At 63.9% G+C, this 26,300-nt stretch carries 17 protein-coding genes; 11 read left to right on the plus strand and 6 right to left on the minus strand.

All coding sequences use genetic code 11. The annotated features are described in order from the left end of the window. Positions 1 to 154: 154 nt before the first annotated feature. Together ABD833_RS15755 and ABD833_RS15760 are read right to left on the minus strand one after the other, a co-directional pair. Positions 155 to 2,851, minus strand: coding sequence for an FG-GAP-like repeat-containing protein (locus ABD833_RS15755; RefSeq protein WP_345074262.1), 2,697 nt, complete (start codon positions 2,849 to 2,851; stop codon positions 155 to 157). 179 nt (positions 2,852 to 3,030) lie between these two features. Next, positions 3,031 to 3,219, minus strand: a complete 189-nt coding sequence (locus ABD833_RS15760; RefSeq protein ID WP_345074264.1) for a hypothetical protein — start codon at positions 3,217 to 3,219, stop codon at positions 3,031 to 3,033. A gap of 415 nt (positions 3,220 to 3,634) precedes the next feature. Here ABD833_RS15760 and ABD833_RS15765 point away from each other — a divergent pair, with 415 nt between their 5' ends. The 9 genes from ABD833_RS15765 to treF all read left to right on the plus strand — a co-directional run bounded on the left by ABD833_RS15765 (position 3,635) and on the right by treF (position 19,830). Further along, positions 3,635 to 6,397, plus strand: coding sequence for a hybrid sensor histidine kinase/response regulator transcription factor (locus tag ABD833_RS15765; protein WP_345074265.1), 2,763 nt, complete (start codon positions 3,635 to 3,637; stop codon positions 6,395 to 6,397). 198 nt (positions 6,398 to 6,595) lie between these two features. Beyond that, the gene (locus tag ABD833_RS15770; RefSeq protein ID WP_345074266.1) at positions 6,596 to 7,918 is read left to right on the plus strand and encodes a sugar porter family MFS transporter; all 1,323 of its coding nucleotides are present in this window, start codon (positions 6,596 to 6,598) and stop codon (positions 7,916 to 7,918) included. 221 nt (positions 7,919 to 8,139) lie between these two features. Beyond that, positions 8,140 to 9,024, plus strand: a complete 885-nt coding sequence (locus ABD833_RS15775) for a carbohydrate kinase family protein (RefSeq protein ID WP_345074267.1) — start codon at positions 8,140 to 8,142, stop codon at positions 9,022 to 9,024. 30 nt (positions 9,025 to 9,054) lie between these two features. After that, complete coding sequence (locus ABD833_RS15780; RefSeq protein ID WP_345074269.1) at positions 9,055 to 10,590, plus strand: glycoside hydrolase family 32 protein; 1,536 nt, start codon at positions 9,055 to 9,057, stop codon at positions 10,588 to 10,590. A 233-nt stretch (positions 10,591 to 10,823) separates the two neighbouring features. After that, a complete protein-coding gene (locus ABD833_RS15785; RefSeq protein ID WP_345074271.1) occupies positions 10,824 to 13,784 on the plus strand; it encodes a SusC/RagA family TonB-linked outer membrane protein in 2,961 nt (986 codons plus the stop codon). 19 nt (positions 13,785 to 13,803) lie between these two features. After that, on the plus strand, positions 13,804 to 15,372 hold the full coding sequence (locus ABD833_RS15790; protein ID WP_345074273.1) for a RagB/SusD family nutrient uptake outer membrane protein: 1,569 nt from the start codon (positions 13,804 to 13,806) through the stop codon (positions 15,370 to 15,372). 72 nt (positions 15,373 to 15,444) lie between these two features. Next, complete coding sequence (locus tag ABD833_RS15795; protein WP_345074275.1) at positions 15,445 to 15,960, plus strand: alpha-amylase family glycosyl hydrolase; 516 nt, start codon at positions 15,445 to 15,447, stop codon at positions 15,958 to 15,960. Positions 15,961 to 16,046: 86 nt separating this feature from the next. Then, on the plus strand, positions 16,047 to 18,110 hold the full coding sequence (locus ABD833_RS15800; RefSeq protein WP_345074276.1) for a kojibiose hydrolase: 2,064 nt from the start codon (positions 16,047 to 16,049) through the stop codon (positions 18,108 to 18,110). Between the two features lie 142 nt (positions 18,111 to 18,252). After that, the gene (treF, locus tag ABD833_RS15805) at positions 18,253 to 19,830 is read left to right on the plus strand and encodes an alpha,alpha-trehalase TreF (protein ID WP_345074278.1); all 1,578 of its coding nucleotides are present in this window, start codon (positions 18,253 to 18,255) and stop codon (positions 19,828 to 19,830) included. Between the two features lie 101 nt (positions 19,831 to 19,931). On the opposite strand, the gene ABD833_RS15810 is transcribed toward treF, so the two are convergent. Continuing rightward, entirely contained in the window at positions 19,932 to 22,250 is a 2,319-nt protein-coding gene (locus tag ABD833_RS15810; protein ID WP_345074280.1) for a S46 family peptidase, read from the minus strand. 323 nt (positions 22,251 to 22,573) lie between these two features. Between ABD833_RS15810 and yidD the strand changes: the two genes are divergently transcribed. Next, a complete protein-coding gene (yidD, locus tag ABD833_RS15815; protein WP_345074281.1) occupies positions 22,574 to 22,795 on the plus strand; it encodes a membrane protein insertion efficiency factor YidD in 222 nt (73 codons plus the stop codon). An 86-nt stretch (positions 22,796 to 22,881) separates the two neighbouring features. Further along, positions 22,882 to 23,766 (plus strand): hypothetical protein, encoded by an 885-nt coding sequence (locus ABD833_RS15820; protein ID WP_345074282.1) that lies wholly within the window; start codon positions 22,882 to 22,884, stop codon positions 23,764 to 23,766. Positions 23,767 to 24,001: 235 nt separating this feature from the next. On the opposite strand, the gene lgt is transcribed toward ABD833_RS15820, so the two are convergent. The 3 genes from lgt to ABD833_RS15835 all read right to left on the minus strand — a co-directional run bounded on the left by lgt (position 24,002) and on the right by ABD833_RS15835 (position 25,952). Further along, positions 24,002 to 24,898: a prolipoprotein diacylglyceryl transferase gene (gene lgt, locus ABD833_RS15825; protein ID WP_345074283.1), complete on the minus strand. Its 897-nt coding sequence runs from the start codon at positions 24,896 to 24,898 to the stop codon at positions 24,002 to 24,004. A 123-nt stretch (positions 24,899 to 25,021) separates the two neighbouring features. Beyond that, entirely contained in the window at positions 25,022 to 25,327 is a 306-nt protein-coding gene (locus ABD833_RS15830; RefSeq protein ID WP_345074284.1) for a hypothetical protein, read from the minus strand. Further along, positions 25,320 to 25,952 carry an RNA polymerase sigma factor gene (locus ABD833_RS15835; protein ID WP_345074285.1) on the minus strand — a complete coding sequence of 211 codons (633 nt, stop codon included), beginning with the start codon at positions 25,950 to 25,952 and terminating at the stop codon, positions 25,320 to 25,322. Before ABD833_RS15835 ends, ABD833_RS15830 begins: the two co-directional genes overlap by 8 nt. Positions 25,953 to 26,300 lie beyond the last annotated feature (348 nt).

The following is a 26,300-nucleotide window of genomic DNA, read 5'->3' on the forward strand; positions in this document are numbered from 1 at the left end:
TACAGTATTTTTACAGTAATAAATTGCAATATATTCTTCCCTGCGCTGGCTGTTTCTGCTCCCGGAATGCCCGCCCGGTGCCCGCAAAAAAGCTCTTTCCCGCGCGGCGAAAGAGCTTTTTTGGTGGGCAACAGGTAAAGCACCGGCCGGGCAGCTACTCCACCAGCACGCGCCGCACGACTACCCCCTCCGCGGTACGCACTTTCACTACATACAGGCCCGCGGCCCCTGGCGGCAGCTGTAGCAGCTGCGGCTGTTGCAGCGAAGCCAGCCGCTGCTGCCACACCACCCGCCCGGCCAGATCAGCTACGGTCACTTCGGCGGGACCGGCGGCCGGAGCTTCCAGCCAGCACCGCCCCGCCGGCGCGGGGTTCGGGTAGAGCTGCAGCTTCGCGGCCGGGAGCGGGCCGGCGGCGGCGGTGCTGATTACCGGCGGCACCGTGACGCGGAACGTGCGCGTGATAGTGCCGTTCAGGCTTTGCCCGTTGCTCACCGTGAGGCTGATGACGGCCGTGCCACCCCGCGTGCCACTGATGGTATAGGGCAGGCTGCCGGTGCTGGCAGGGCTGGTGTAGCTCACCGGTCCCACGGCCACCAGGGCCGGATCGGAGCTGACGGCCGTGACGGTGAGGGGCAACGTCTGGTCAGGGTCGCCGTCGGAAATGCCGGTGAGCGGTACGCGTACCTGACTCGCCAGGGTACGGTCGGCGGTGCGGTCGGCAATGGGGTCGAGGGTGGGCGCACCGGCCGTGCTGCCGGGCTGGTAGAACACCCGGAACGTACGGCTGAAGGTGTTGCTGCTGGCCTGCCCGTCGTTCACGGTGAGCGTAACGGTAGCGAAGAGGCCGGGCTGGAACGCGCCTACCGGCAGCACGTACTGCCCGGTGGTGGCCGGACTGGTGTAGGTGAAGCTGCCGTTGGAAATAGCCCCGCCACTCGCCGACGATACCGACGCGGCCAGCGTAAGGGCCTGATTCTCATTGGCCGCACCCGCGGTGATGCCCGACAAAGCCACCACAATCTGGGTGGAAGTCTGATTGAAAATAATATCGGGCACCGCATCCAGCGTGGGTGGGTCGTTTACGGGCGTGATGCTGACGGTAAACGAGCGGCTGATCGTGCCGTTCTGGCTTTGTCCGTCGGAGGCCGTTACGGTGATGGTGCAGGTGCCGAAAGCATCCGGGGCGGGCTGCAAGCGCAACGTGCCGGTGGTAGTGGGGCTGAAGTAGCTGATGGTGGGGTTAGGCACCAGGCTGGGGTCGGAGCTGACGGCCGTGAGCGTAACGGCCTGCCCGGCGTCGCCGCCGTTGCTGATGCCGCTCAGGGCCACGGTTTGCGGGCCGGCATCTTCGCTGAGCGTCAGGTTGGGGAGGGCGTTGAGGGTGGGCGGGTTGTTCTGGTTGGGGTTGGCGGCGGGATTGTAGCGGTAGAGCGAGAGCAGGTCGTTGGTGGCGGTGGTCGTCACGATGTCGGTGCGGCCGTCGCCGTTGAAGTCGCCGGCCAGGGCCTGGCGCGTGCCGCTGGGGTTAGCAAAGCTCACGGGCTGAGTGAAGCTGCCGCCCACGTTGCGCCACACCGACAGCCGCGCCCCATCCGTCACCAGCACGTCCAGCCGACCGTCGCCGTCGGCATCAGCCGCGGTCAGCGAGCGGTTGATAGAACCGCTGGTGGCCAGCTGCGACGAGAAGGTCTGCCCGCCCTGAAACGCCGTGCCCGACGCGGCCCGCTGGTACAGCAGCAGATCGTAGCCGCCCTGCGACGAAGCGCTGGAGCGCAGAATCAGCACATCCGGCCGGCCGTCGTCATCGAAGTCGGCCACCGTCATGCGGTACTGGTTCAGCGACAGCGCGGTGGTTTCCGGGGCATTGAAGCCGGTGTTGGCGGCGTTGCGCAGCAGCACCGTGAGGCCACTGCTGCTGATGCCCAGCAGGTCGGTCAGGCCATCCTGGTTGAAGTCGCCCACGGCCAGGGCCTCGCTGTTGGGGCCGCCGGGCGCGGGCTGGAGCTGGAAGCCGCTGCCCGTGTTGCGCAGCCACTGCAGCGGCCCGGTGTTGGAGGCAATGCTGATCCGGGAGATAAAGATGATGTCCGGCAGGCCATCATTGTCGGCATCGGCCACGCGCAGCGTACGCAGGCCCGCCGTGCCGTCGGCCAGCCGCAACCCGCCCAGATCCGGATTCTGGGCCGTGGCAAACCCGCCGCCGGCGCTGCCCAGCAGCACCGAGATATCCAGACTGCCGGCATTGCCCACCACCAGATCGGGCCGGCCGTCGCTGTTGAGGTCGGCCACTTCCAACTGGCCGGGCAGAAAGCCCGCGAGCAGCTGAATGGGCGGCTGAAACTGCCCGGCGCTACCGTTCAGCAGCAGCGTCACGCTGCTGCCGCCGGTGGCCGCGGCCCCGCTGGCGGTCAGAATGTCCACCAGGCCATCGTCGTTCACGTCGGCCCCGGCCACGTCGTTCACGTTGCTGGCGGCCGGGTAGTCCGTGCGCTGGTACGTGGCCGGGTTCAGCACCCCCGCAAACGTGAGCCGGAAGGCAGCCGTGCTGGCCTGCCGGCCCGAAGCCGTATTGACCACGGTGATGAGGCTGGGCGACGTAGCCCCCACGGGTACCGTGGCGGTGAGCTGGGTGGCACTGGCCGCCGTGAGGGCCACCCGCACCCGCCCTACGAACACCGCGTTCTGTGCCGTCGTGGCCCCAAATCCGCTGCCCTTCAGGGTGATAGTGGTGCCGACCGGCCCGCTGGCCGGCGCGACGCTGGTGAGCGAAACAGGCGTCTGAGCCCGGCTCTGGCCGGTCAGCCCACTGAGCAGCAGCAGGCTGACGAGGGCGGGTAAGCAGTGTTTCATAGAACGGAAGAAAAGGGCGTGGCGGGTTTTATGCAGGACTGCAACCGCTTAACATTGTTCCGCTTAGCTACGAATATTTTTGCTTTTTCCTGCATTATCACCAGGCCAGCCAGTCAGAAAAAGCGCCCCGGCATCAGCAGATACCGGGGCGCTTCTGTGCATGACCGTGGGCCGGCGGCTTACATCCCGGCACCGACGGCTTCCTTTTCCTTCTTCTTGACTTTGATTTTGCTGCCGTCCTCAATTTTTACTTTCATCTTGTCCAAGTCCCTCAGCTGGTTGAGCAGGGCCGGGCCATTAGCGGCCCGGCTCCCGCCGGGGCACCGCTTAGGGCGGGATTGACGTGGTGGGTAGCTGGAGGCTGCCATAGCTGGTTTCCGGACGCAAATAGGATTACCTGGTGTACTCGCCCAGGATTCCTCCCACCGGATCTTTCCGGGCCGTCCGGCCACTGACCGGACAGCCGCAGATTGTGGCGGCGGCCTGTATTGCACTGCCAAAGCCTTAGTCCTGAGTGAAATGCAGCAGACCGGCTTTCCGCTCTGGGATATTCTCTTTAATCAACCCGTCGCGCAACGACCGCTAAAACCCGGACCTGAGCCGGCCGGTTGTCCCCGGTCACGGCACCATTTGCTCGGCCAGGGAGCTGCTTAACGCATTCCTGATTACTTTACGGTCACTCCTGCCACCGCAGAGTTGTCCCCCCCGGGCCAGAAGGCGTCGCTACCGGTTTCATAGTCATATGATTACCCGCTTTATCGTTTACCAACCGCTGATCTCCCCTTGCATCTCCTAACCGGCAATCTTTCGTGGGCCAGGCTGCTCACCTGCTTTCTTTTGGTGGGCCTGGCCGGCTGCGCCCCGAAGACCCAGGAGCCCGTGTACCGGATCGGCTTTTCGCAGTGCACCACCAACGACGCCTGGCGCCGGGCCATGCTGGCGGGCATGCAAAAAGAGCTCAGCTTCCACCCCAACGTCCAGTTTCAAATGCTGGATGCCCGCAACGAAAGCGACTTACAGCAACGGCAGGTACGCGAGCTGATTCGGCAAAAAGTGGATCTGCTGCTGATTTCGCCCAACGAGTCGGGGCCGCTTACGGCCCTGGCCGAGGCCGCTTACAACCAGGGCATTCCGGTGGTGATACTGGACCGGCGCACCACTTCGCGCCTGTACACGGCCTACGTGGGCGGCAACAACCGGGAGGTGGGCCGCACCGCCGGGCACTACGCCGCCCAGCTGCTGGGGGGGCGCGGCCAGGTGCTGGAAATCCTGGGTACGCCCGGCTCCTCGCCGGCCACCGAGCGCGACCTGGGCTTCCGCCAGGCCCTGGCCGGCCACCCCGCGCTGCAGCTCACGGCCCAGGTGAACGGCAACTGGCAGCCGGCTTCGGTGCTGCGGCGCCTGCCGGCGGTGCTACGCGCCCACCCCGAGGTCGACCTGATTTTTGCCCACAACGACCCTATGGCGCAGGCGGCCTACCAGGTGGCGCGGCAACTGGGCCGGGCGGGGCACATCCGCATCATCGGCGTCGACGGTCTGGCCGGGCCCGGCAACGGCTTGCAGCTGGTGGAAGACGGCATCCTGAAGGCCACGCTGCTGTACCCCACCGGGGGCGAAGAGGCCATCCGCACGGCGCTGCACATCCTGCGCCAGGAGCCCTACGAGAAGGAGAACGTGCTGGGCACGATGATAATCGACTCGACCAACGTGGGCACCATGCGCCCCCAGACCGAGCTGCTCGCCCAGCAGCGGCAAGACATTCAGCGGCAGCAGCTGTTGCTGCAGGAAGACCTGCGCCGCTTCGCCAGCCAGAAAACCACCATGTCCCTGCTGCTGACCAGCCTGGTGGTGGCCGTGCTGCTGGGGGCGCTGGCGTGGCGCTCGTCGCGCAACAACCGCCGCATTCGCCAGGTGCTGGAGGGGCAAAACGCCGAAATCAGCGCCCAGCGCAACCAGATTGCGCAGCTGGCCGAGGACGCCCGCCGCGCGTCGGAAGCCAAGCTGCGCTTTTTCACCAACTTTTCGCACGAGCTGCGCACGCCGCTCACCCTTATTCTGGGCCCGGTGGAGGATTTGCTCAGCAACCCCGACGACCTGACCCTAGCCCAGCGCCACGACCTGAAGCTGGTGCGGCGCAACACCCAGCGCCTGCTTCAGCTGGTGAACCAGCTGCTCGATTTCCGCAAGATTGACGTGGGCAAGATGGCCGTACGCGCCACCGAGGGCAACCTGGTGGCCTTCGTGCGCGAGCTCATGGACCTGTTTGAGAAGGCGGCCCACCGGCGGGGCATCACGTTCCGGTTCCGGCCGGCCGAGCCCGTCATCACCCTGTGGTTCGACGGCGCTATCCTCGACAAGGTGTTTTACAACCTGCTCTCCAACGCCTTTAAGTATACCCCCGACGGCGGGCAGATTACGGTGAGCCTGCAGCGCGGCCCGGCCAGCACCGTGCGGGTGAGCGTGGAAGACAACGGGCGCGGCATTGCGGAGGTTGACCAGCCCCACATCATGGGCTGGTTCTACCAGGGCAGCCAGGCGTCGCCCAACGGGTCGGGCCTGGGGCTGGCCCTGGCCGATGGCCTGACCCGGCTGCACGAGGGCACGCTGGCGTTTCGCAGCCAGTCGGGCCACGGCAGCACGTTTGAAGTAACCTTGCCGCTGGCCCGGCCGGCCACCTTCCTCGACGCCGAGCCGGCCCCGGCGCACGCCCCCCTGGCCCTGGATATGCTGCTGGACGACGATCCGGCGCCACCCCACCCGGCTGGCCCGGCCCGCACCGCCACCACGGTACTCGTGATTGAGGATCAGGAGGAGGTGCGCGACTTTCTGGTGCAGAAGCTGCAGCCGCATTTCCAGGTGAGCACCGCTGCCGACGGGGCCACCGGCCTGCGCCAAGCCGGCGAAACCATCCCCGATATCATCGTGTGCGACGTGAACCTGCCCGAGCTGAGTGGCCTGAAGGTAGCCGTGGCCCTCAAAGGCGACTGGCGCACCTCGCATATTCCGCTGGTGCTGCTCACGGCCCACGGTGCCCCCGAGCAGCAGATTGAGGGCGTGCAGGCCGGGGCCGACCTCTACCTGACCAAGCCCTTCAACCCTACCTTTCTGGTGGAGAGCCTGCGCACCCTGCTACGCAACCGCGACCAGCAGCGCGAGCATTTCCGCCGCGAGCTGAGCGTGAACACCGCCACCGTGGCCCCCCAGCGCGTGGACCAGAAGTTCCTGGCCGACCTCACCGCCATCATCGAGGCGAACCTCGACCGGCCCGGCCTGAGCGTCGACGACATTGCCCGCAGCCTGGGCGTGTCGCAGATGCAGCTCTACCGCAAAGTGAAAGCCCTGCTGGGCACCGGGGTCACGGACTACATCCACGGCCTGCGCCTGACCAAGGCCCGGCAGCTGTTGCTGCAGGACGGCAGCACCGTAGCCCAGGTAGCCTACCAAACCGGCTTCTCTTCCCCTTCCTATTTCGCGACCCTCTTCAAAGGCCGATACCAGGTGTCGCCGTCCGAGTTCAAAGCCCTGCACGCCGCCAACCAATACTGACGGATTTTTGCAGGCGGTGTACGATTCGTGAAGATGCGCCCGGCTTGCGCAAACGGTTGTTGGGCCTAACCCACTGACCAGCAGGCCGGGTATAGATAATTGACTCATTGTAAGAATCCTTGATGCTTTTGAAAGAAAGCAGCAGATGATTACTGGAAATCGGGGTAACATTTGGGAAACGTTCTGGCCGGGCCTCCCATGATTCAACGCAAAGTAATTTTCTGGTCCATGGTCACGGCGCTCGGCGGCTTCCTGTTCGGGTTCGACACGGCCGTGATTTCGGGCGCGGAAAAAGCCATTCAGCAGCTCTGGCAGCTCAATGCTTTTGAGCACGGATTCACCATTTCCATTGCCCTCATCGGCACGGTGCTGGGGGCCATGTTTGGCGGCATTCCGAGCGACCGGCTGGGGCGGCGGCAGACGCTGCGCTGGATTGCGGGGCTCTACCTGGTATCGGCGGTGGGGGCGGCGCTGGCCCCGGCCTGGGTGCCGTTCCTGCTATTCCGCTTTTTGGGCGGGCTGGGCGTGGGGGCCTCGTCGGTCACGGCCCCGCTCTACATCTCCGAGATTTCGCCGGCCGAGTCGCGGGGCAAGCTGGTAGGCCTGTTTCAGTTCAACATCGTCTTCGGCATTCTCATTGCCTACCTCTCCAACTACCTGCTGGCCAACGCCGGCGAGCACTCCTGGCGGCTGATGCTGGGCGTGCAGGCGGTACCGTCGGTGGCCTTCCTGCTGTTCCTGTTCCGGGTGCCCGAAAGCCCGCGCTGGCTGCTGCTGCACGGCCGCCTGGCGGAGGGCCGCGACGTGCTGCGCATCATCGGCCCGGAAACGGTGGAGGCCGACGTGGCCGCCATTCTCACGGCGCAGGCGCGGGCGGGGCAGCAGAGCGAGTCGCTGTGGGCCACGCAGTACCGCACACCGGTGCTGCTGGCCGTGACCTTCGCCTTCTTCAACCAGGTGTCGGGCATCAACGCCATCATCTACTACGCCCCGCGCATCTTCGAGATGACGGGGCTGGGCCAGGGCGCAGCGCTGCTCTCGTCGGCGGGCATCGGGCTGGTCAACTTTGTCTTTACCCTACTGGGCGTCAACGTCATCGACCGGTTTGGGCGGCGCAAGCTTATGCTGGTGGGCTCGCTGGGACTCATTGCCACGCTCGGGCTGGTGGCCCGGGCATTCTACGCCGAGCAGTTCGGGGGCATGCTGGTGCCAGGGCTGCTGTTCGTATACATCGGCTTCTTTGCCTTCTCGCAGGGCGCGGTTATCTGGGTGTTCATTTCCGAGATTTTCCCCAACGCCGTGCGGGCCAAGGGGCAGGCCCTGGGCTCGTCCACGCACTGGGTAATGGCCACGGTCATCGCCTTCACCTTTCCTTATTTCGCCGAAAAGCTGGGCGGCGGGCACACGTTCACATTTTTCTGCGCCATGATGGTGCTGCAATTGATTTTCGTGCTGCGCTTCATGCCCGAAACCAAGGGCAGCAGCCTCGAGCAAATGGAAAAAACCCTGGTCATGCACTAGCGGCGCGGGCAGTTTCTGCAACCCCCTTTTTATAGCCTCTAACCCTCCTAACCGTTCCGTCGAGCCTGTCGAAGCATCGCCGCTTTGCGGGGCCCTCGTCCGCTGCAACTGACGAGCCCAAGGCCGGCGCTGCTGGTGGGCCGATGCCCGGCACCAAAGCAGCGCGCTGCTTCGGCAGGCTTAACGGAACGGCTTTTTTCACTCCTTCCTCATTCCCTCCCATGCCCATTGTCTGCTTCGGAGAAATGCTCTGGGACGTGCTGCCCACCGGCAAGCAGCCCGGCGGCGCGCCCCTCAACGTGGCGGTGCACCTGCACAACTTTGGCCTGGCGGCCGAGATAATCAGCCGGGTGGGCCACGACGATCTGGGCTCCGAGCTGCTGGCCTTCGTCGCATCCAAAGATATCGGCACGCGCTTCGTGCAGCGCGGCGAAACCCACCTGACGGGCGTGGTGAAGGCCAACGTGAGCGACAGCATGGAGGTGACCTACCAGATAGTGCAGCCCGTGGCCTGGGACTACATCCACTACGAAACCGCGCTGCGGGTGCTGGTCGAAACCTGCGAAGCCTTTGTGTTTGGCAGCCTGGCCGCCCGCCAGGCCCCTTCCCGCGAAACGCTCTACCGCCTGCTGCAGCAGGCCCCGCGCAAGGTGTTCGACGTGAACCTGCGGCCCCCGCACTACTCGCGCGACGTGGTAACGTACCTGCTGAACCAGGCCGACATGGTGAAGCTCAACCACCACGAGCTGGCCGAAATCATGGCCTGGTTTGGGGTGAACCCCGACGAAACCACCGCCCTGCGCTGGCTGGCCGAACGGTTTCAGCTGCAAGCCGTGTGCGTGACCAAAGGGGCCGCCGGCGCCGCCCTCTGGGTGAACCAGCAGCTGTACCGCAGCCCCGGCATTGTGGTGCGGGTGCAGGACACCATCGGCAGCGGCGACGCTTTTCTGGCGGCGCTGCTCCGGGGCTGGCTGGCCGGCCAGGCCCCGGCCGAGTACCTGGCCTTTGCCTGCGCGGCAGGCTCGCTGGTGGCCACTTGCCAGGGCGCCACGCCGGCCATCTCCGAAGCGCAGGTGCTGGCCCTGGCCACCGCTGCGGCTGCCTGAAGTCCCTTTCTACCGTCGCTTTTTCCTCGCATGAAACTCGCTTTACTTTCCGCTTTCACCCTGCTGGCCACTTTTCAGGGCGCCGCGCAAGCCCCCGACCCCTACCGGCCGGTGTACCACTTCACGGCGCCCAAAAACTGGATTAACGACGCCAACGGCCTGGTGTACACCAACGGGCAGTATCAGCTTTTTTACCAGTACAACCCGTTCAGCGCCGACCCCGGCCACCTGAGCTGGGGCCACGCCACCAGCTCCGACCTGTTGCGCTGGACGCCCCAGCCCGTGGCCCTCACCGAGTACCAGAACCCGGACGGCAGCAACACCATGATTTTTTCGGGCAGCGCCGTGGTGGATAAGGACAACACGTCCGGCCTGTTTCCGGCCGGCCAGAACGACGGCCTCGTGGCCTTCTATACCGGCCACGTGGAGCGGCCCGGCGTGGTGCTGCGCCAGCACCAGAACCTGGCCTTCAGCCTCGACCACGGCCTCACCTGGCAGCGCTACGCCCAGAACCCCGTGCTCGACATCGACAGCAAGGAGTTCCGCGACCCCAAGGTATTCTGGTACGCCCCCCAGCAGAAGTGGGTGATGGCCACCGTGAAGGCCGACCGCCAGCAAATCTACCTCTACGAATCGAAAAACCTGAAAGCCTGGACCTTCCTCAGCCGCTGGGGCCGGGCCGGCAATACCGTGCGCGAGTGGGAATGCCCCGACCTGTTTGAGCTGCCCGTACCCGGCGGCGGCACCAGGTGGGTGCTGCTGATTTCGGCCGGCAACCCCACCGAGCAGTTCCGGGGCCAGCAGTACTTCCTGGGCAGTTTTGACGGCCAGTCCTTCACCCCCGACCAGCCCTACGACGAGGCCAGCTACCTCGATTTCGGCAAAGACTTTTTCGCCGGGGTCACCTTCAACGACGCGCCCGACAACCGGCGCGTCCTGATAGGCTGGACCAACGACTGGGCCTACGCCCGCGACGTGCCCACCGGCACCCAGTGGCGCGGCAACTTCGCCGTGCCCCGCGAGCTGAGCCTGCGCCGCACGGCCCAGGGCCTGGCGCTGGTGCAGCGGCCCGTGCCCGAGCTGCGCAAGCTGGGCAAGGCAGCCGTGAACCTGAAAACCCTGGCGCTAAAACCCGGCCCGGCGGGCTACGAGCTGCCGTTCCGGGGCGAGGCCTACGACCTGGAGTTGACCCTGAAGCCCGGCACGGCCAAAATCCTCAGCCTGCACGTGCTGCAAAGCGAGGCCGAGCGCACCACGCTGCGCTACGACGTGGCCCGGCAGGAGCTGACGCTGGACCGCACGCAGTCGGGCAACGTGGGCTTCCACCCCCTGTTTGCCAGCAGCCTGGAAACGGCGCGCGTGCCCCTGCAAAACGGGCTGCTGAAGCTGCGGCTACTGGTAGACAAGTCAGTAGTGGAAGTATTCGCCCAGGACGGCGAAGTGACGCTCACCGACCTGGTTTTTCCCCGGCAGCACGCCGGCCGCATCACCCTGGCGGCTGAAGGCGGAACGGCGCAAGTCACCGCGTTGCGCCTGACCAACCTGAACCAACCCATTGCGCCGTAGCCAGTCAGCGCTTTCCCAACTCACTTTCTCCGCTTCAACAACCAACACCAGTGCATAAAGCGAGTAGCGGGGCCGGCCGCCCCGAAATCGATTGCAGTAATCCCCGTTCGGCTGAAGGCCGCTATAATTCCCACCATTCACCATTTTCACTCATGAGAAACAACTGGTACCCAACGCACAATCACGCAGCCGGGGTCCCGGCTGGTCGATTCGGACCCGCGGCGGTGTTTAGAATGCTGGCTTTCGCCCTGCTGGCTATTTTTATTCCGCTGCTCAGCCAGGCGCAGAACCGGACCATTACCGGCAAGGTGAGCGACCCCGCCGTGGGCGGCCTGCCCGGCGTAACGGTACTGGTGCCGGGCACCAGCAATGGCACCAGCACCGGGGCCGACGGTAGCTTCCAGCTGGACGTGCCCGCCACGGCCACTACGCTGTCTTTCTCATTCGTGGGCTACGCCATGCAGCAAGTCGATATCACGGGCAAAACCTCGGTGCAGGTAACAATGAAAACCAACGCCCAGGGCCTGGACGAGGTGGTGGTGGTAGGCTACGGCACGGCCCGCAAGCAGGACGTGACCGGGGCGGTGGCGGTTATTGGGGAAAAGGACTTCAACCGGGGCACCTTCACCTCGCCCGAGCAGCTGATTCAGGGCCGCACGTCGGGAGTACAGGTGGGCAACAACAGCGGCCAGCCCGGTGGGCCGGCTACCGTGCGCATCCGCGGCAACTCCGCCGTGACGGGCTCGGGCCAGCCGCTCTACGTGGTAGACGGCGTACCGCTCGACGGCCGCTCGGCCCGCCCGGGCCTGGTGGCTTCGAACGACATTGGGGCCGGTGCCGACAGCAACCCACTCAACTTCCTCAACCCCGACGACGTGGAGTCGGTGACGGTGCTCAAAGACGCCTCGGCCACGGCCATTTATGGCTCGCGGGCTGCCTACGGGGTGGTGCTTATCACCACCAAGAAAGGCAAAACGGGGGCCCCGGTCCTCAACGTGGGGGTTTCTACCGGCTTCTCGACCCTGTTGCGCCGGCCTGAGTTCCTCGACGCCAGCCAGTACCGGGAGGCCTTGACTTACTACGGCGTAACCGGCGGCGACAAAGGGGGCGACGTGGACGCGCTGGACGAAATTCTGCGCACCGCCCGCCTGCAGAACTACAACGTGGCCATGAGCGGCGGCGGCGAAACCGGCCGCTACCGCCTCTCGCTCGGCTACCTCGACCAGGATGGCATCGTACGCAAAACGGGCTTTAAGAAATACAGCGCCAACCTCTCGACGAACTTTCAGTTTCTGGAAAGCAAAAAACTGGGCCTCGACATCAACCTGACTACCAGCCAGTTCCGGGAGCAGCTGGCCCCGATTACGACCGATGCCGGCTTCCGCGGCAGCCTGATTGGGCAGGCCCTGCAATGGAATCCCACGCAGTCGCTGCGCAACCCCAACGGTACGCTGTTCGTGCAGGCCGGCGACGTGGTGAACCCCGTGGCCGCCCAGGAGTATTATAACGACAACTCCCGGGTAACCACCATTTTGGCCAATGCCTCACCTTACTACAAGTTTACCGACTGGCTGGAGTACCGGGCCTTGCTGAGCGTGAACTACAACACCGGCCAGCGGCGCACCTCCATCGACCAGCGCCTCATCAACTTCCCCGATCTGATTGACAAGGGCTTTGCCAGCATCAGCGACAACGAGCTGACCACGCAGCAAATCGCCCAGACGCTTAACTTCAACAAGGCCATTGCCGGCGACCTGAACCTGAACGCGTTGCTGGGGTACGAGTACACGAAGTTCGCCAATTCGGGCTCCAACGTGAATGCGTTTGGCAACCCCGCCGGGGGCGGCTTCGGGGTCTTCGGCCTCGATTACACCAACTACATTCAGTATTCGGCGGCCGGCAACCGCCAGGTGTCGTCCTTCATCGACCCGTCGTCGGAGCTGCAGTCGATTTTTGGCCGCGCCATCCTCAACTACAAGGACCGCTACGTGCTGACCGGCACGCTGCGCCGCGACGAGAGCAGCAAGTTCGGCCCCAACAACCGGGTGGGCTACTTTCCCTCCTTTGCCGTGGCCTGGGACCTGGGCCAGGAGGACTTCTTCCCGGCCGAGAAGCTCAGCCAGCTTAAGTTGCGGGCCGGCTACGGACGCACGGGCAACCAGGAGTTTCCCGCCGGCTCGGCCCAGTCGCGCTACACCTTCGACAACAACGGCCAGGCCCAGTCGCCGCTCAACGTCGGGAACGACGATTTGAAGTGGCAGTCGGACGCGCAGTTCAATGCCGGCATTGATATCGGGGCCTTCGACAGCCGCCTCACCTTCACGGCGGACTACTTTTACAAAAGCACCACTGACCTGCTGTTTCCCACCACTCCCGGGGAGCCCCGGCCCTCCAACGCGGCCATTCAGTGGGAAAATCTCGACGGCAAGATCATAAACAAAGGCGTGGAGCTGGCCGTGACTACGGCGCTGGTGCGTAGCGAGCAAGTGGAAGTGGGCCTGAACGTCAACGCCACCTTCATTCGCAACGAAGTATCGGACCTGATTGGGGCACCCATTCCGACCGGGGCCATCAACGGGCAGGGCCTGTCCGGGGCGTTGTCGCAAAGCATTCGCAACGGACTGCCCATCAACGCCTTCTACCTGCCCCAGTACAATGGCCTGAACGACAATGGCCTATCCAACGAATTTGGCGCCCTCGGGTACGCGGGCAGCCCCAACCCCCGCACACTACTGGGGTTGAGCGCTAATGCCCGCTACGGCAAGCTCGCCCTCATTGCCAACATGACCGGCGTGTTCGGCCAGTACGTTTACAACAACACGCTCAACGCCGTGGGCAACGTGGGTCAGATCGGGGCCGGCAAAAATATTGCCCTCTCCACTTTCGAAAACCCCATTAAGGAAGCCACCGGCAACCCGTCGGCGGCCTCGACCCGCTACCTGGAAAAGGGCGACTTCCTGAAGCTGTCCAACGTCACGCTGTCCTACAGCTTCGGCGACGTGAGCAGCTTCATTAAGGGGGCCCGGATATACGCCACGGGACAGAACCTGTTTGTGTTTACCGACTACGACGGGTTCGACCCGGAAATCAACACCGTGAAGCGCGGGGCCAACCAGGTTCCTTCCGTCGGGATTGACTACCTGCCCTACCCCAGCGCCCGCACCTTCACGTTCGGCGTCAATTTCTCCCTGTAACTCCTAATTTATTCCCACCATGAAATACCCTAAAATTGTCTGTACGGCCGCCGTGCTGACGTTGCTACAGGTGGTTAGTAGCTGCGAAGTCAACGAGGTTCTGGAAGGCCAGCTCACGGAGGGCCAGATTCCGCGCGGCGACCCGGCGGCCTTGCTCACGGGCGTCTACAACGCGCAACGGGACCCCATCCAGGGCTGCGTGAGCGTGTTTGCCCTCGAGGAGGTCTCCACCGATGCCCGCATCATGCCCACCCGCGGCCCCGACTGGGACGACAACGGCAAGTGGCGGCAGCTGTTCAACCACACCTGGGACCCCAACAACGAGCGGGTGCGCGAAACCTACACCCAGCTCAACGGCATCATCTTCGCCGCTACCGACCTGCTGCGCTTCAATCCTACCACGCAGCAGCAGGCCGAGGCCCGGTTCCTGCGGGCCTGGGCCATGTTCCTGGTGCTCGACCTCTACGACCAGGTGCTTTACCGGGAGCCGGGCGAGAAGCTGAGCGAGCTGGCCCGCATCCGCAAGGGCAGCGAAGCGCTCAACTACATCGTCAGTGAAATCACGGCTATTCAGGCCAGCCTGCCCGATGCCCCCGTTAGCCGCGCCACCAAGGATGCCGCCCGGGTGCTGCTGATGAAGTGCTACCTCAACAAGGGCGTGTACGCCAACCGCCAGGCCCCGACGTTTGCCGCCGCCGACATGAATCAGGTGGTGGCACTGGCCGACCAGATCATCACCAGCAACAAGTACTCATTCACGCCCAACTTCTTCGACAACTTCGCGCCCAACAACGGCGCCATTGGCCGGGAGAACATCTTCACCCAGGAAAATACGTTCGGCAACAGCGGCCCTACGCGCGACTTCTGGAAGTTTGTGTCGCACTACAAAATGGTGCCCGTGGACGGCTACAATGGCCCGGCGACGACGGCCGAGTTCTACGACCTGTTTGAGGCGACCGACAAGCGCCGGGGCGTGGCCTACGATGTCAGCGGCGGCCCCGCTAACCCGGGCCGGCGCATCAACGTGGGCTTCCTCATTGGCCAGCAGTACAATCTGCTGACCGATGCCCCGCTCGAAACGCGGCGGGCCGGCACACCGCTGATCTTCACCAAGGACATCAATCTGTTTGAAACCGGCGCCGACCTCGAAGCCAAGGGCATCCGCCCGCTGAAATACCCCGTCGACTACGTGAGCGAAGGCAAAGGCGGCAACGGTGCCGAAAACGACCACGTGAGCTTCCGGCTGGCCGACGTGCTGCTGATGAAGGCCGAAGCCATTCTGCGGGGCGGCACGGCCACCAGCGCCGGCACCTTCGGGGCCACGCCGCTGGCCCTCGTCAACACGCTGCGTACCCACCCCTCGCGCGGGGCCAGCGCCCTGGCCGCGCTCACCCTCGACGAGCTCAGCAACGAGCGGGGCCGGGAGCTGTACGGCGAATCGTGGCGGCGGCAGGACCTGATCCGGTTCGGCAAGTTTCTGCCGGCCCGCAAAGACAAGCCCGCCAGCGCTCCGACGCGGCTGATTTACCCCATTCCGCAAACGCAGGTGGACGTGAACCGCAACATCACCCAGAACCCCGGCTACTAAGCCCGGGCCACTCTCCGGTAGCGCAGGAGCAGGCCGTTGGTTGCTGCCCGTCGGCAGCGGCCAGCGGCCTGTTTGCGTGGATATTGCTTTTGCTACCAGCAAATAAAGGCCGAAGGGGGCAACCTCACCCGGTTTGTAGAAGCCCAGAAGCTCACCGGCCGCGACAACGGCCGCACACCGTTTCAGTGGGATGCCACCGCCAATGCCGGCTTCAGCACCGGCAAACCCTGGCTGACGGTTAACCCTAACTACCCCACCATCAACGCCGCCGCCGAGGAAGAGGCCCCCAACTCCGTCCTCAACTATTTCCGCAAGGCCACGGCCCTGCGCCGGCAGCACAAAGTGCTGGTGTACGGGGCCTACCAGCTGCTCGACGCGGCCAATCCGCCCATCTACGCCTACACCCGCACGCAGGGGCCGGAGAAAGTGCTCGTGGTGCTCAATTTCACTTCCGAAAAGCGCGCCTGGGCGCTGCCCGCCGGCCTGGCGCTGGGCGGTGCGCCCTGGCTCAATAACTATCCTACCTTTAGTCCAGCCGCCACGCCGGCGCTGCAGCCCTGGCAGGCGCTGGTGCTGCCGCTGCGCTAAGTGCGGAAAACAACTCGTCCGGCCTTTACCGGCCAGCCTTTACTGCCCTCCATTCAGCTCGTCCTACGCCTACCTAAATTCTCCCCATGCCCGCGCACAGCAAAAAACTACATCTGCTCTTATCCGCCCTGGCGCTGCTGCTCCTTGCTGCTCCCCGGCCGGCCGAGGCCCAGGCCCCCGACCCCTGGCGCATCGCCGCCGACCCGGTAGACCCGCGCAACTACTACGGCGTGACGGTGGCCAACGGCATGCTCGGCATTGTATCGTCGCCAGAGCCGTTTCAGGTGAAGAGCGTGGTGCTGGCCGGGGCCTACGACCAGTACGGCCGGGGCCGGGTGAGCAACTTTCTCAATAGCTTCAACCTGCTGAACATGTACCTGGAAGTGGACGGCCGCCGGCTCTCGGGCAAGGACGTGACCAACTTCCGCCAGGAATTGGACCTGCGCCACGCCGCCCTCACCACCACCTTCGACTACGCCGACAAGGCCACCATCCGCTACACCCACTACGCGCTGCGGCACCTGCCGTTCACGGTGCTGCTCGACGTATCCATAACGGCCAAAAAGGACGTGGCCCTCATTGCCGCCAGCGTCATGGACGCCCCGGATGCCCTGCGCGAGGTGCAGAACTACTACAACGAAATCGACCGGCCCCACGTCGCGCTCAGCCTGCTCACGTCGTCGGCGAAGAGTTCGACCGGCAAGCTGCAGCTGTGCGCCTCCAACAGCTTTCTGTTCGGGGAGCCGCACGGGCAGGAGCCGCGCGTCATCCACGAAATGTGGGACAGCAACCAGCACCTGATGAAGTTCAGCAAGGCGCTGAAGGCCGGGCAGTCGTACAGCTACGCCGTGGCAGGCTCGTCCATCACCTCGGCCCACCACGCCGACCCGCTCAACGAGGCCGAGCGCCTGACCATCTTCGCCCGCCTCGAAGGCAAGGAGCGCCTGCTGGCCTTCCACGCCAAGGCCTGGGACGAGCTGTGGCAGAGCGACATTCAGATTGCCGGGGACCCGCAGGCCCAGCAGGACGTGCACAGCATGATGTACCACCTCTACAGCTTCTCGCGGGCCGGCACCGACTACTCGCCCTCGCCGATGGGCCTTTCGGGGCTGGGCTACAATGGCCACGTGTTCTGGGACACCGATTTGTGGATGTTCCCGGCCCTGGCCGTGCTGCACCCCGAAATCGCCAGGTCGATGGTGGAGTACCGCTTCCGGCGGCTGGAGCCGGCCCGGCGCAACGCCTTCGCCCACGGCTACCAGGGCGCCATGTTCCCCTGGGAAAGCGCCGACACCGGCGTGGAGGAAACGCCCGTCTGGGCCCTGAGCGGCCCGTTTGAGCACCACATTACCGCCGACGTGGCGCTGGCCGCCTGGCAGTACTACTGCGTGACCCAGGACAAGACCTGGCTGCGCGAGAAAGGCTGGCCCATTTTGTCGGCCACCGCTGATTTCTGGGCCAGCCGGGTGGAGCGCAACGGCCCCGGCCGCTACGACATCAAAAACGTGGTGGCGGCCGACGAGTGGGCCGAAAACGTGGACAACAACGCCTTCACCAACGCCGCCGCCCAGGTGAACCTGCGCAATGCCGCCGCCGCCGCCAAGCTCCTCGGCCTGCCCGCCAACCCCGACTGGGTGCTGGTGGCCCAGAACATTCCCATCCTCAAAATGGCCGACGGCGTGACCCGGGAACACGCCACCTATAAGGGCGAGGGCATCAAGCAGGGCGACGTGAACCTGCTGGCCTACCCGCTGAAAACCATCACCGACCCCGCCCAAATCCGCAAAGACCTGGAATACTACGAAACCCGCGTGCCCACCGAAGGCACCCCGGCCATGACCCAGGCCATCTTCGCGCTGCTCTACGCCCGCCTCGGCAACGCCGACAAAGCCAAACTCTGGTTTAAGGATGCCTACGAGCCCAACCTGCTGCCGCCCTTCCGCGTCATCGCCGAAACCAAGGGCGGCACCAATCCCTACTTCGCCACCGGTGCCGGCGGGGTGCTGCAAGCCGTGCTCATGGGCTTCGGCGGGCTGAACATCACGCCCACGGGCATCACCCAAAGCAAAACCACGTTGCCCACGGGCTGGCAGTCGGTAAAGATTACGGGCGTGGGCCCGCAGCGCAAAACCTACTCCGTGAGTAGATAATGGTGTTTTAGTGAGCAAAAAGCCCGTCAAGCCGAGCGCAGCCGAGGCATCTCGCGGGTGGCAGTACCTCAATCGTTGAACGAAGCGAGCGAGATGCCCCGGCTGCGCCCGGCACGACATTATTCCCGCAAAACCCCACCTCATGCGCAAGCTATTCCTCGCGTTGCTGCTCGCCACCACGAGCCTCGCCTTTGCCCAAACGCTGCCGCCCTCGCCCCGGCAACTGTATCCCGGGCTGTTCGAGGCGGTGCAGCTGGGCCGCGTGTACCCCGACAATAAAACCTTCGTCGATGCCGTGGCCAAACAGCCCCCGGCCGACGTGCTGCGCGCCTACAACCAGCAGAAAGCCGGGCCGGGGTTCGACCTAAAAACCTTCGTGGCGGCCCACTTCACGCCCCCCGCCGCGGCCGGCGGCCAGTACCAAAGCCGGGTAGCGGCCGGCCTGCGCGCCCACCTCGACACGCTCTGGACCGTGCTCCAGCGCCAGCCCGACGCCAAACAGCAAGTGGGCTCGTCGCTGCTGCCGCTGCCGCGGCCCTACCTCGTGCCGGGCGGGCGCTTCCGCGAGGTCTACTACTGGGATTCGTATTTCACTATGCTCGGGCTGGCCGAAAGCCACCGCACGCCCGTCATCCGCGACATGGTCGACAACTTCGCCTACCTGCTCGATACCTACGGCTTCATCCCCAACGGCAACCGCACCTACTACCTCACCCGCTCACAGCCCCCGTTTTTCTCCCTGATGGTGAGCCTGCTGGCCCGGCAGGAAGGCGGCCTGAAAACGCTGCCCCGCTACCAGAAGCAGCTGCTGCGCGAATACGCCTACTGGATGGCCGGGGGCGTAACACTGAAGCCCGGCACCGCCAAAAACCGCGCCGTGCGCCTGCCGCGGGGCGAGCTGCTGAACCGCTACTGGGACGACAGCGACCAGCCCCGCGAGGAATCCTACGTTGAGGACGTTGAAGCGGCTAAACGCAGCCCGCAGCCGCCCGCCCGGTTCTACCGCAACGTGCGCGCCGCCGCCGCCTCGGGCTGGGACTTCAGCACCCGCTGGTTTGGCCCCAAAGGCGACCTGGGCAGCATTCAAACCACGGATTTGGTGCCCGTTGATTTAAACTGCCTGCTTTACAACCTCGAAACTACCATTGCCAAAAGCTACCGGCAGCAGGGCAACGGGGCGCGGGCCACCGCTTTTCTGGCCAAGGCTCAAGCCCGTAAAAAAGCCATTCTGGCCTACTGCTGGGATGCCAAAGCCGGCTGGTTTGTCGATTATAACTTCCGGCGGCAGCAGCGCTCCCCGCGGCAGACCCTGGCCGGCGTGTACCCGCTCGAATTTGGCCTGGCCACCCCGGCGCAGGCCAAGCTGGTCGCCGCCGGCTTAAAAACCAGCTTCCTCAAACCCGGCGGCCTGACCACCACCCGCACCCGCAGTGGCCAGCAATGGGACGCGCCCAATGCCTGGGCGCCTCTGCAGTACATGGCCATCGACGGCCTGGAGCGCTACAACCACACCACCCTGGCCCGCACCATCGGCACCCGCTGGATTAGCCTTAACCGCGAAGTATTCCGGCAAACCGGCAAGCTGATGGAGAAATACAACGTCGTCGACCCCCATCTGAAAGCCGGCGGCGGCGAGTACCCCCTGCAAGACGGCTTTGGCTGGACCAACGGCGTACTGCTCAAACTCATGAATAAATACGAACCGCAAAAGCCGTTGTGAGGCAGCGGGAGCCCCAGGCGACAGCGTTTGCCCGGTCCCGCAAAAATGCCCCGGCATCTTCCGATACCGGGGCATAGTGCCGGAGTCGTCAACGCCCGGGCTTACATCCCGGCGCCGACGGCTTCCTTCTCCTTCTTCTTCTTGACTTTGGTTTTGCCGCCGTCCTCGGTTTTCACTTTCATCTTCTCCACGTCGCTCATGCCATTGAGCAGAGCCGCACTGCTGCCGCCCAGGCCCACGCCGGGGTTCGGGCCGTTGTTGACGATGGTCATCTCATCGACCAGGCTCTTGGCGCCACCGAGCTTCTCGATGCACCAGAGCACGTAGCGGATGTCCACGTTGATGCAGCGCTTCAGATTGGGGTCGTAGGCCAGGTCGCCGGTCATGGCTTCCCAGTTACCGTCGAAGGCAATGCCGATCAGCTCGCCCCGGCCGTTGATGACGGGCGAGCCGGAGTTGCCGCCGGTGATGTCGTTATCGGTAATGAAGGCTACCGGCAGCTGGCCGTCCTTGCCGGCGAAGCGGCCGTAGTCCTGGGCCTTGAGCAGGGCCAGTTCCCTGGTCGGCACCGCAAACTCGGGGTTGGTGGCGTCTTCCTTTTCCAGAATACCCCGGGCCGTGGTTTTGTAGTCAAACTTCACCGCGTCGCGGCCGGTGTAGGCGCGCACGGTGCCGTAGCTCAGCCGCAGCGTGGAGTTGGCGTCGGGCGAGTATACTTTGTCGGTGTTCTTGGCGCGCAGGGCCGCCACGTAGGCGCGGTTGGCCCGGCCCAGCGGGGCCTGGAAGGCCTGCTGCTTGGGCAGGATGTTCTGGGTGTAGTTGCTGTAGACCGAGTTGAGGGTGGCAAACGCCGGATCCTTTTCCAGCTGGGCCAGCGTGGGCTTGGCCAGGAAGGCCTCCACTTTGCTCTTCGAGGTCAGGAAGGAGTTGGCAAATACGTAGTCGGCATACTTCTTCATCGAGCCGCCGTACTGCTTTTCCACGGTGCGGAACACGTCCGGCTGCTGGGCTTTCGGTACGTCGTTGTAGTACAGCTGCATCAGGGCCGCGTACACCTTCTGGTCGGTGGCCACATTGTAGTCTTTGAAGAAATCTTCCAGAGGCCCCTGCAGGTCGGCCGTGGCTTTTTTCACGGCGGCGGGGTCAGCCTTGGGGTCTTTCAGCAGCGTGTGGAGCGGCAGCATCCGGGCGGCGAAGGCGGTCAACTCGTTGCCCAGGGCGGCTTCGTTGAGGTACACGCTGGTCAGGTTGTACTCGCGCAGGCCGGCGTAGCTCCGGTTGATGTCGTTCAGGGCGGCGCCGTAGAGCTGGGTGCGGGCCGGGTCGGCGGCAATCCACTGGGCCAGGGCAGCCTCTTCAGCCTGCTTGGCCTCCACGGTTTTCAGGCGCTTCATGCCCTCGTTCTGCCCGAGGTAATACTTCCAGTAGTTGGCGATGCCGGCGTACTTGGAGGCGTACTTCAGGCGGATGTCGGCGCTCTGGTCCATGTCTTCCTTCCAGAGCTTGAGGCGGGTATCGCGCAGCTTCACCCGGGCGGGGTTGCTCTGGTCCAGCGTCAGCTGCAGGCCGGCGGCGGGCAAAAAGCGCTGGGTGCGGCCGGGGAAGCCGAACACCATGGCGAAGTCGCCCTCGCTCACGCCCTGCAGGCTTACCGACAGGTGCTTTTTGGGCTGGTAAGGTACGTTATCGGTCAGCGGGCCGGTAGTGGGCTTATTGTCTTTGGAGGCATACACCCGGAACATGGAGAAGTCGCCGGTGTGGCGGGGCCACATCCAGTTGTCGGTGTCGCCGCCGAACTTGCCCACCGCTTCCGGCGGGGCGCCTACCAGGCGCACGTCGCCGAAGCGTTGGTACACGAACAGATAGTACTCGTTGCCGGCGAAAAAATCGCGCACGTAGGCTACGTACTGGCCGTTTTCCTTGGCCGCGTCCGCCAGCTCCTTCTGGTGCTTCTGCACCAGGGCGGTGCGCTCCTGCTCGGTCATCTGGGGCGTCACGCCGTCGAGCACCTTGGCGCCCACGTCTTCCATGCGCACCAGAATGTCGACGAACAGGCCGGGGTTGGTTTTTTCCTCAGCGGGGTTCGCGGCGAAAAAGCCGTCCTGCAGAATGTTCTTCGCGGGCGTACTGTGGCTTTGCAGCGCGTCGTAGCCGCAGTGGTGGTTGCTCAGCATCAGCCCGCGGTTGCTCACGAACTCGCCGGTGCAGAAGCCGCCGAGCTGCACGATGGCATCCTTGAGGCTGGCGTTGTTGACGTCATATATTTCTTCGGCCGTCAGCTTAAGGCCTTTTTTCTGCATGTCGGCGTGGTTGAGGCGCTTCACGTAGAGCGGCAGCCACATTCCTTCATCGGCGTGGGCGGCGCCGGGCAGCAGCAGCACGGCCAGCAGCGCCAGGGTAAGCCAGTTGATTTTCAGCATGGGAATTTGTTGGTAAGAGAATAAATTGGGAGCAAACTGCCGTTAAGCCGTTGCGAAATCAAATCTACAACTTGCCGGCTGTTTACCGCTACTGGCGCCGCTACTGGCGGAAGTCTTAGCCGCCTTAGGCGGCGCGACTTCCAGCCGCAGCACGAGGTCAGTCTCCTGACTGACGGCTGTTGAACAACTGTTGCTGGCACCATTGCGCAAGTCCGGAGACTTGCCGCGTGCTTCCGGCTGGAAGTCGCGCCACCGGCGGCGGCTTAAGACTTCCGCCAGCGGCAGCTTCGATACGCTAACCTGACCTTTTGCTTACTCTTCCCATGTCTTTTCTCTTCCGGCAACTATTCCTGGCGCTCATCTGGCTGTACCAGAAGCTGATTTCGCCGCTCACGCCGCCCAGCTGCCGGTTTCAGCCCACCTGCTCAGCCTACGCAGCCCAGGCCCTGCGCAAGTACGGGCCCTGGCGGGGAGGCTGGCTGGCCCTGCGGCGCATCGGGCGCTGCCACCCCTGGGGCGGGCACGGCTACGACCCGGTACCCTGAGCCGCGCTTTCTGCGTACACGCTCTTCTACCGCTGCCTGGGCCCCGGGGCCCGGGCAGCTTTTTTTTCGCACCAGCTTACCCTACCATGCGCAGATTATTTGTGTTCGTCACCCTGATAAGTACCGTTATCGGCGGCAGCAGCTGCTCCGAAGCCCAGAGCGACGACAACGCCTCCAAAGGCAAGAAGAAGGATAAGTCGGAAGCGGGCAACGCCGGGGGGCTGGTGCCCGGCCTGCAGAAAGTGGGCACGATGAACAACGTGTCGGAAAGCTCGGGGCTGGCCCGTGCCAACACCGCCGGCACCTTCTACACCCACGCCGACGCCGGCAACGAGCCCATCCTCTACAAAGTGGACATGACCGGCCGCCTGCTCGAACGCTCCCAGCTGCCCTTCACCAACGTGGACTGGGAAAGCCTGGCCCAGGACGATAAGGGGACGCTTTTCATCACCGACGCCGGCAACAACAACAGCTCCCGCCGCGACCTGGCCATCTACCGCCTGAACCCCGGCACGTCGGAAACCACCAAAATCAAGTTCGTCTACGCCGACCAGCGGGCGTTTCCGCCGGGCAAGAAGGAGCGCAACTTCGACTGTGAGGCCTCGCTCTGGCACGCCGGTAAGCTCTACCTGTTCACCAAGGACCGGGCCCAGCAGCGCACCAGCAAAGTGTACACGTTGCCCGATCAGCCCGGCGAGCAAACCGCCCGCCTGCTGACCAGCCTGAGCATTCCCGGCGAAGTAACCGACGCCAGCCTCAGCCCCAACGGCCGGCGCCTGGCGCTGCTGGGCCGCGAAGAGCTGTTCCTGCTGGATGGCTCCGATCTGGCTTCAGCCCTGAAAGCCACCCCCAGACAGGTATCGCTGAAAGGCGCGGGCCAGACCGAAGGCGTGGTATTTCTGGACGACCAGACGCTGATGATCAGCACCGAGGAAGGCTTTTTGTACCAGTATAAAATTCCGGCGGAGTAAAAGCAAACGGCCATTACGCTGGAAACCAGCCGGTCATCCTGAGCATACCGCGCTTAAAGCGGTGACGAAGGACCTTCCTCTTCGCCTCTACCAAGCCTGTTTCAATGCCCAAAGCCCTTTCCCGTACGCAACGGAAAAGGGCTTTGGGCATTGAAACAGGCTTCTGATCAGCTCGGAGGAAGGTCCTTCGCAGGCAGACGCCAGATGAAGGATGACAAACGTATGCGGACTTTTTCTATTTGGCTTTGATGGCGGTTCCTTTTTGCGGAACCTCCTCGTCCAGATCCCGGGGCGCGTAGCCATAAGGGTTGCCGGAGTCTTTGCCGGCTTGCCAGAGCACCCACAGTCCGACCAGAATCAGCGGCAGGCTTAGCAGCTGACCGAGGTTCATGTGGGTCAGGGCCAGCATTTTCCGGTCCCACTCGCCCTGGTCTTCCTTCAGGAATTCACCCAGAAAACGCTGGGTGAACAGCAGCACGACGAACAGCCCGAACAGCCGGCCGCGCGGGGTGCGCTCCTTGGTGCGGGTCCACAGGAAATAGAGAATGACCAGCAGCAAAACGCAGAACAGCGCTTCGTAGAGCTGGGTGGGGTGGCGCAGCTCGTTGGGAATGTTGGTCACCTCGTGGTGAATCTCGTTGTAGCGGGCAAATTTGAAGGCCCACGGCACGTCGGTTACCTTGCCGATAATCTCGGAGTTGAACAGGTTGCCCATCCGGATCAGGGCCCCGCCAATGGCCACCACAATCACAATCCGGTCGAGCACCCAGAGGTAGTCGAACTTATTGTTGCGGGCAAACAGCCAGCAGGCCAGCAGAATGCCGATGGTCGCGCCGTGGCTGGCCAGGCCGCCCTCCCAGATTTTGAGAATGTCGAGCGGGTGGGCCAGGTAGTACTGCGGATCGTAGAACAGGCAGTGCCCCAGCCGGGCCCCCACCACCGTACCGATGAGCATGTAGATGGTAATCACATCGACCCAGCGCGGCGACACCCGCTCCGAGCGGTAGATGTGCGACAGCACGAAGGTGCCAATCACGAACCCCGACATGAACAGCAGCCCGTACCAGCGCAGCGTCAGCGGCCCGATATGAGCGATGATGGGGTCGGCAGTCCAGGTGATGAAAGCAAGCATAGGTAACATGGTTACGAAAAGATGGAAAGGACTCAAAGGTACTCAGACATTCGGCTTGCGGCTTGGCAAACTGCCCTCCTGCTCGGGCACTGGGCAGGAGCAGCGCGTAACGGCGGCGACCAGTCAGCGGGCGGGGAGCAATGCTTGCTGGCCGCCGGGATAGAGTTGATAGGGGGTGGCCGGCGCTGCTGAGCGCAGCACCGCACCGTCGCCGCTAAGCAGCAGTATTATACCGAGCATGAAGGCATAGCTGGGCCAGCGCAGCCAGGTGGGCAGCGGTTGGCGCTCCACCGGTGCCTCACCAACGAGCCGGGCACGGACCCGACTATAAAAAAACGGGCGCGGCTGGGCTTTTTGCTGGGCCCGCCATTGCCGCAGCAGGTTTTCCCATTCTTCATCGGCAGGCGGGCGAGGGGCGGAATCAGGCATGACGCAGGGAAAGAGTGAGATGGGTACGAAGAGTTTTGCGGGCGCGAAACAACAGGGATTCTACGGCCGGCACGGTGGTTTTGAGCACCGCAGCTATTTCCTCGTAGCTCAGTTCCTGCTCGTGGCGCAGCGTAAAAGCCAGCTGCTGCTGGTCAGGCAAGCGGGCAATATGGGCGAGTAAAAGCTCCAGCTGCTGCTGCCCTTCCATTCGCGCCTGCGGGTGCGCATGGTCAGGGGGCTCGTGCAGCACCTGGTTGTCGAAGCCCAGCAGGCTGGTGAAATAGGCAAAGCGCTTCCGGGTCCGGGCCCGCTGCCGATGTTTCAGGGCCCGCGAAGTGGCCAGCCGGTAGAGCCAGGTACTTAGCGCGGCATCACCCCGAAACCGGCCAATAGTTTGGTGGACTTCTACAAAGACTTCCTGCGCCACGTCTTCCGCCTCTTCCGGCGACCGTAGCAGGGCCAGTACCGTGCGGTAAATACGATTCTGGTATCGTTCCACCAGCGTGCGAAACGCAGCCTCGCTGCCCTGCTGCAATTGTACCACCAGCTCGGCATCAGCCGAAGCAGCGATGCATGGCGCAGGAGGCAGGGAGCCATGAACGATAGGCAGCGGGAGGGTATACACCAGGGAAGCGAGAGCTGAAGGATAGAAACGATACCTGTTCAGCTCCCGGCCCGGGCCGCGAATACTGAAGCTACACCTGCTTAGGCCACGTTAGCGCGTAAAACTTGCGCCAGCCCTTCCAACTTTCTTACAGCCCGTTGGCTTACAAGCAATTAGACTTGTTCCTAAACACAGAAAAGCGCAAATTCAGCGGTCATGCTTCATCTGGCGTCCGCGCAGTCGAAGCATCTCTACCGCTTTGTTGCTGTAGCATTGATTACTAATGCGGTAGAGATGCTTCGGCTGCGCGGACGCCAGATGAAGCATGACGTTCTTTTTTCATTATTGCTTATTCGGGAACAAGTCTAT

Origin of the sequence: Hymenobacter fastidiosus (assembly GCF_039539565.1) — a bacterium.
Classification (GTDB): domain Bacteria; phylum Bacteroidota; class Bacteroidia; order Cytophagales; family Hymenobacteraceae; genus Hymenobacter; species Hymenobacter fastidiosus.

Coding starts and splice junctions, on each gene's coding strand:
- ABD833_RS15755 (WP_345074262.1), bottom strand. CDS start 2,851: ATGAAACACTGCTTACCCGCCCTCGTCAGCCTGCTGCTGCTCAGTGGG.
- ABD833_RS15760 (WP_345074264.1), bottom strand. CDS start 3,219: ATGGCAGCCTCCAGCTACCCACCACGTCAATCCCGCCCTAAGCGGTGC.
- ABD833_RS15770 (WP_345074266.1), top strand. CDS start 6,596: ATGATTCAACGCAAAGTAATTTTCTGGTCCATGGTCACGGCGCTCGGC.
- ABD833_RS15775 (WP_345074267.1), top strand. CDS start 8,140: ATGCCCATTGTCTGCTTCGGAGAAATGCTCTGGGACGTGCTGCCCACC.
- ABD833_RS15780 (WP_345074269.1), top strand. CDS start 9,055: ATGAAACTCGCTTTACTTTCCGCTTTCACCCTGCTGGCCACTTTTCAG.
- ABD833_RS15785 (WP_345074271.1), top strand. CDS start 10,824: ATGCTGGCTTTCGCCCTGCTGGCTATTTTTATTCCGCTGCTCAGCCAG.
- ABD833_RS15790 (WP_345074273.1), top strand. CDS start 13,804: ATGAAATACCCTAAAATTGTCTGTACGGCCGCCGTGCTGACGTTGCTA.
- ABD833_RS15800 (WP_345074276.1), top strand. CDS start 16,047: ATGCCCGCGCACAGCAAAAAACTACATCTGCTCTTATCCGCCCTGGCG.
- treF (WP_345074278.1), top strand. CDS start 18,253: ATGCGCAAGCTATTCCTCGCGTTGCTGCTCGCCACCACGAGCCTCGCC.
- ABD833_RS15810 (WP_345074280.1), bottom strand. CDS start 22,250: ATGCTGAAAATCAACTGGCTTACCCTGGCGCTGCTGGCCGTGCTGCTG.
- yidD (WP_345074281.1), top strand. CDS start 22,574: ATGTCTTTTCTCTTCCGGCAACTATTCCTGGCGCTCATCTGGCTGTAC.
- ABD833_RS15820 (WP_345074282.1), top strand. CDS start 22,882: ATGCGCAGATTATTTGTGTTCGTCACCCTGATAAGTACCGTTATCGGC.
- lgt (WP_345074283.1), bottom strand. CDS start 24,898: ATGCTTGCTTTCATCACCTGGACTGCCGACCCCATCATCGCTCATATC.
- ABD833_RS15830 (WP_345074284.1), bottom strand. CDS start 25,327: ATGCCTGATTCCGCCCCTCGCCCGCCTGCCGATGAAGAATGGGAAAAC.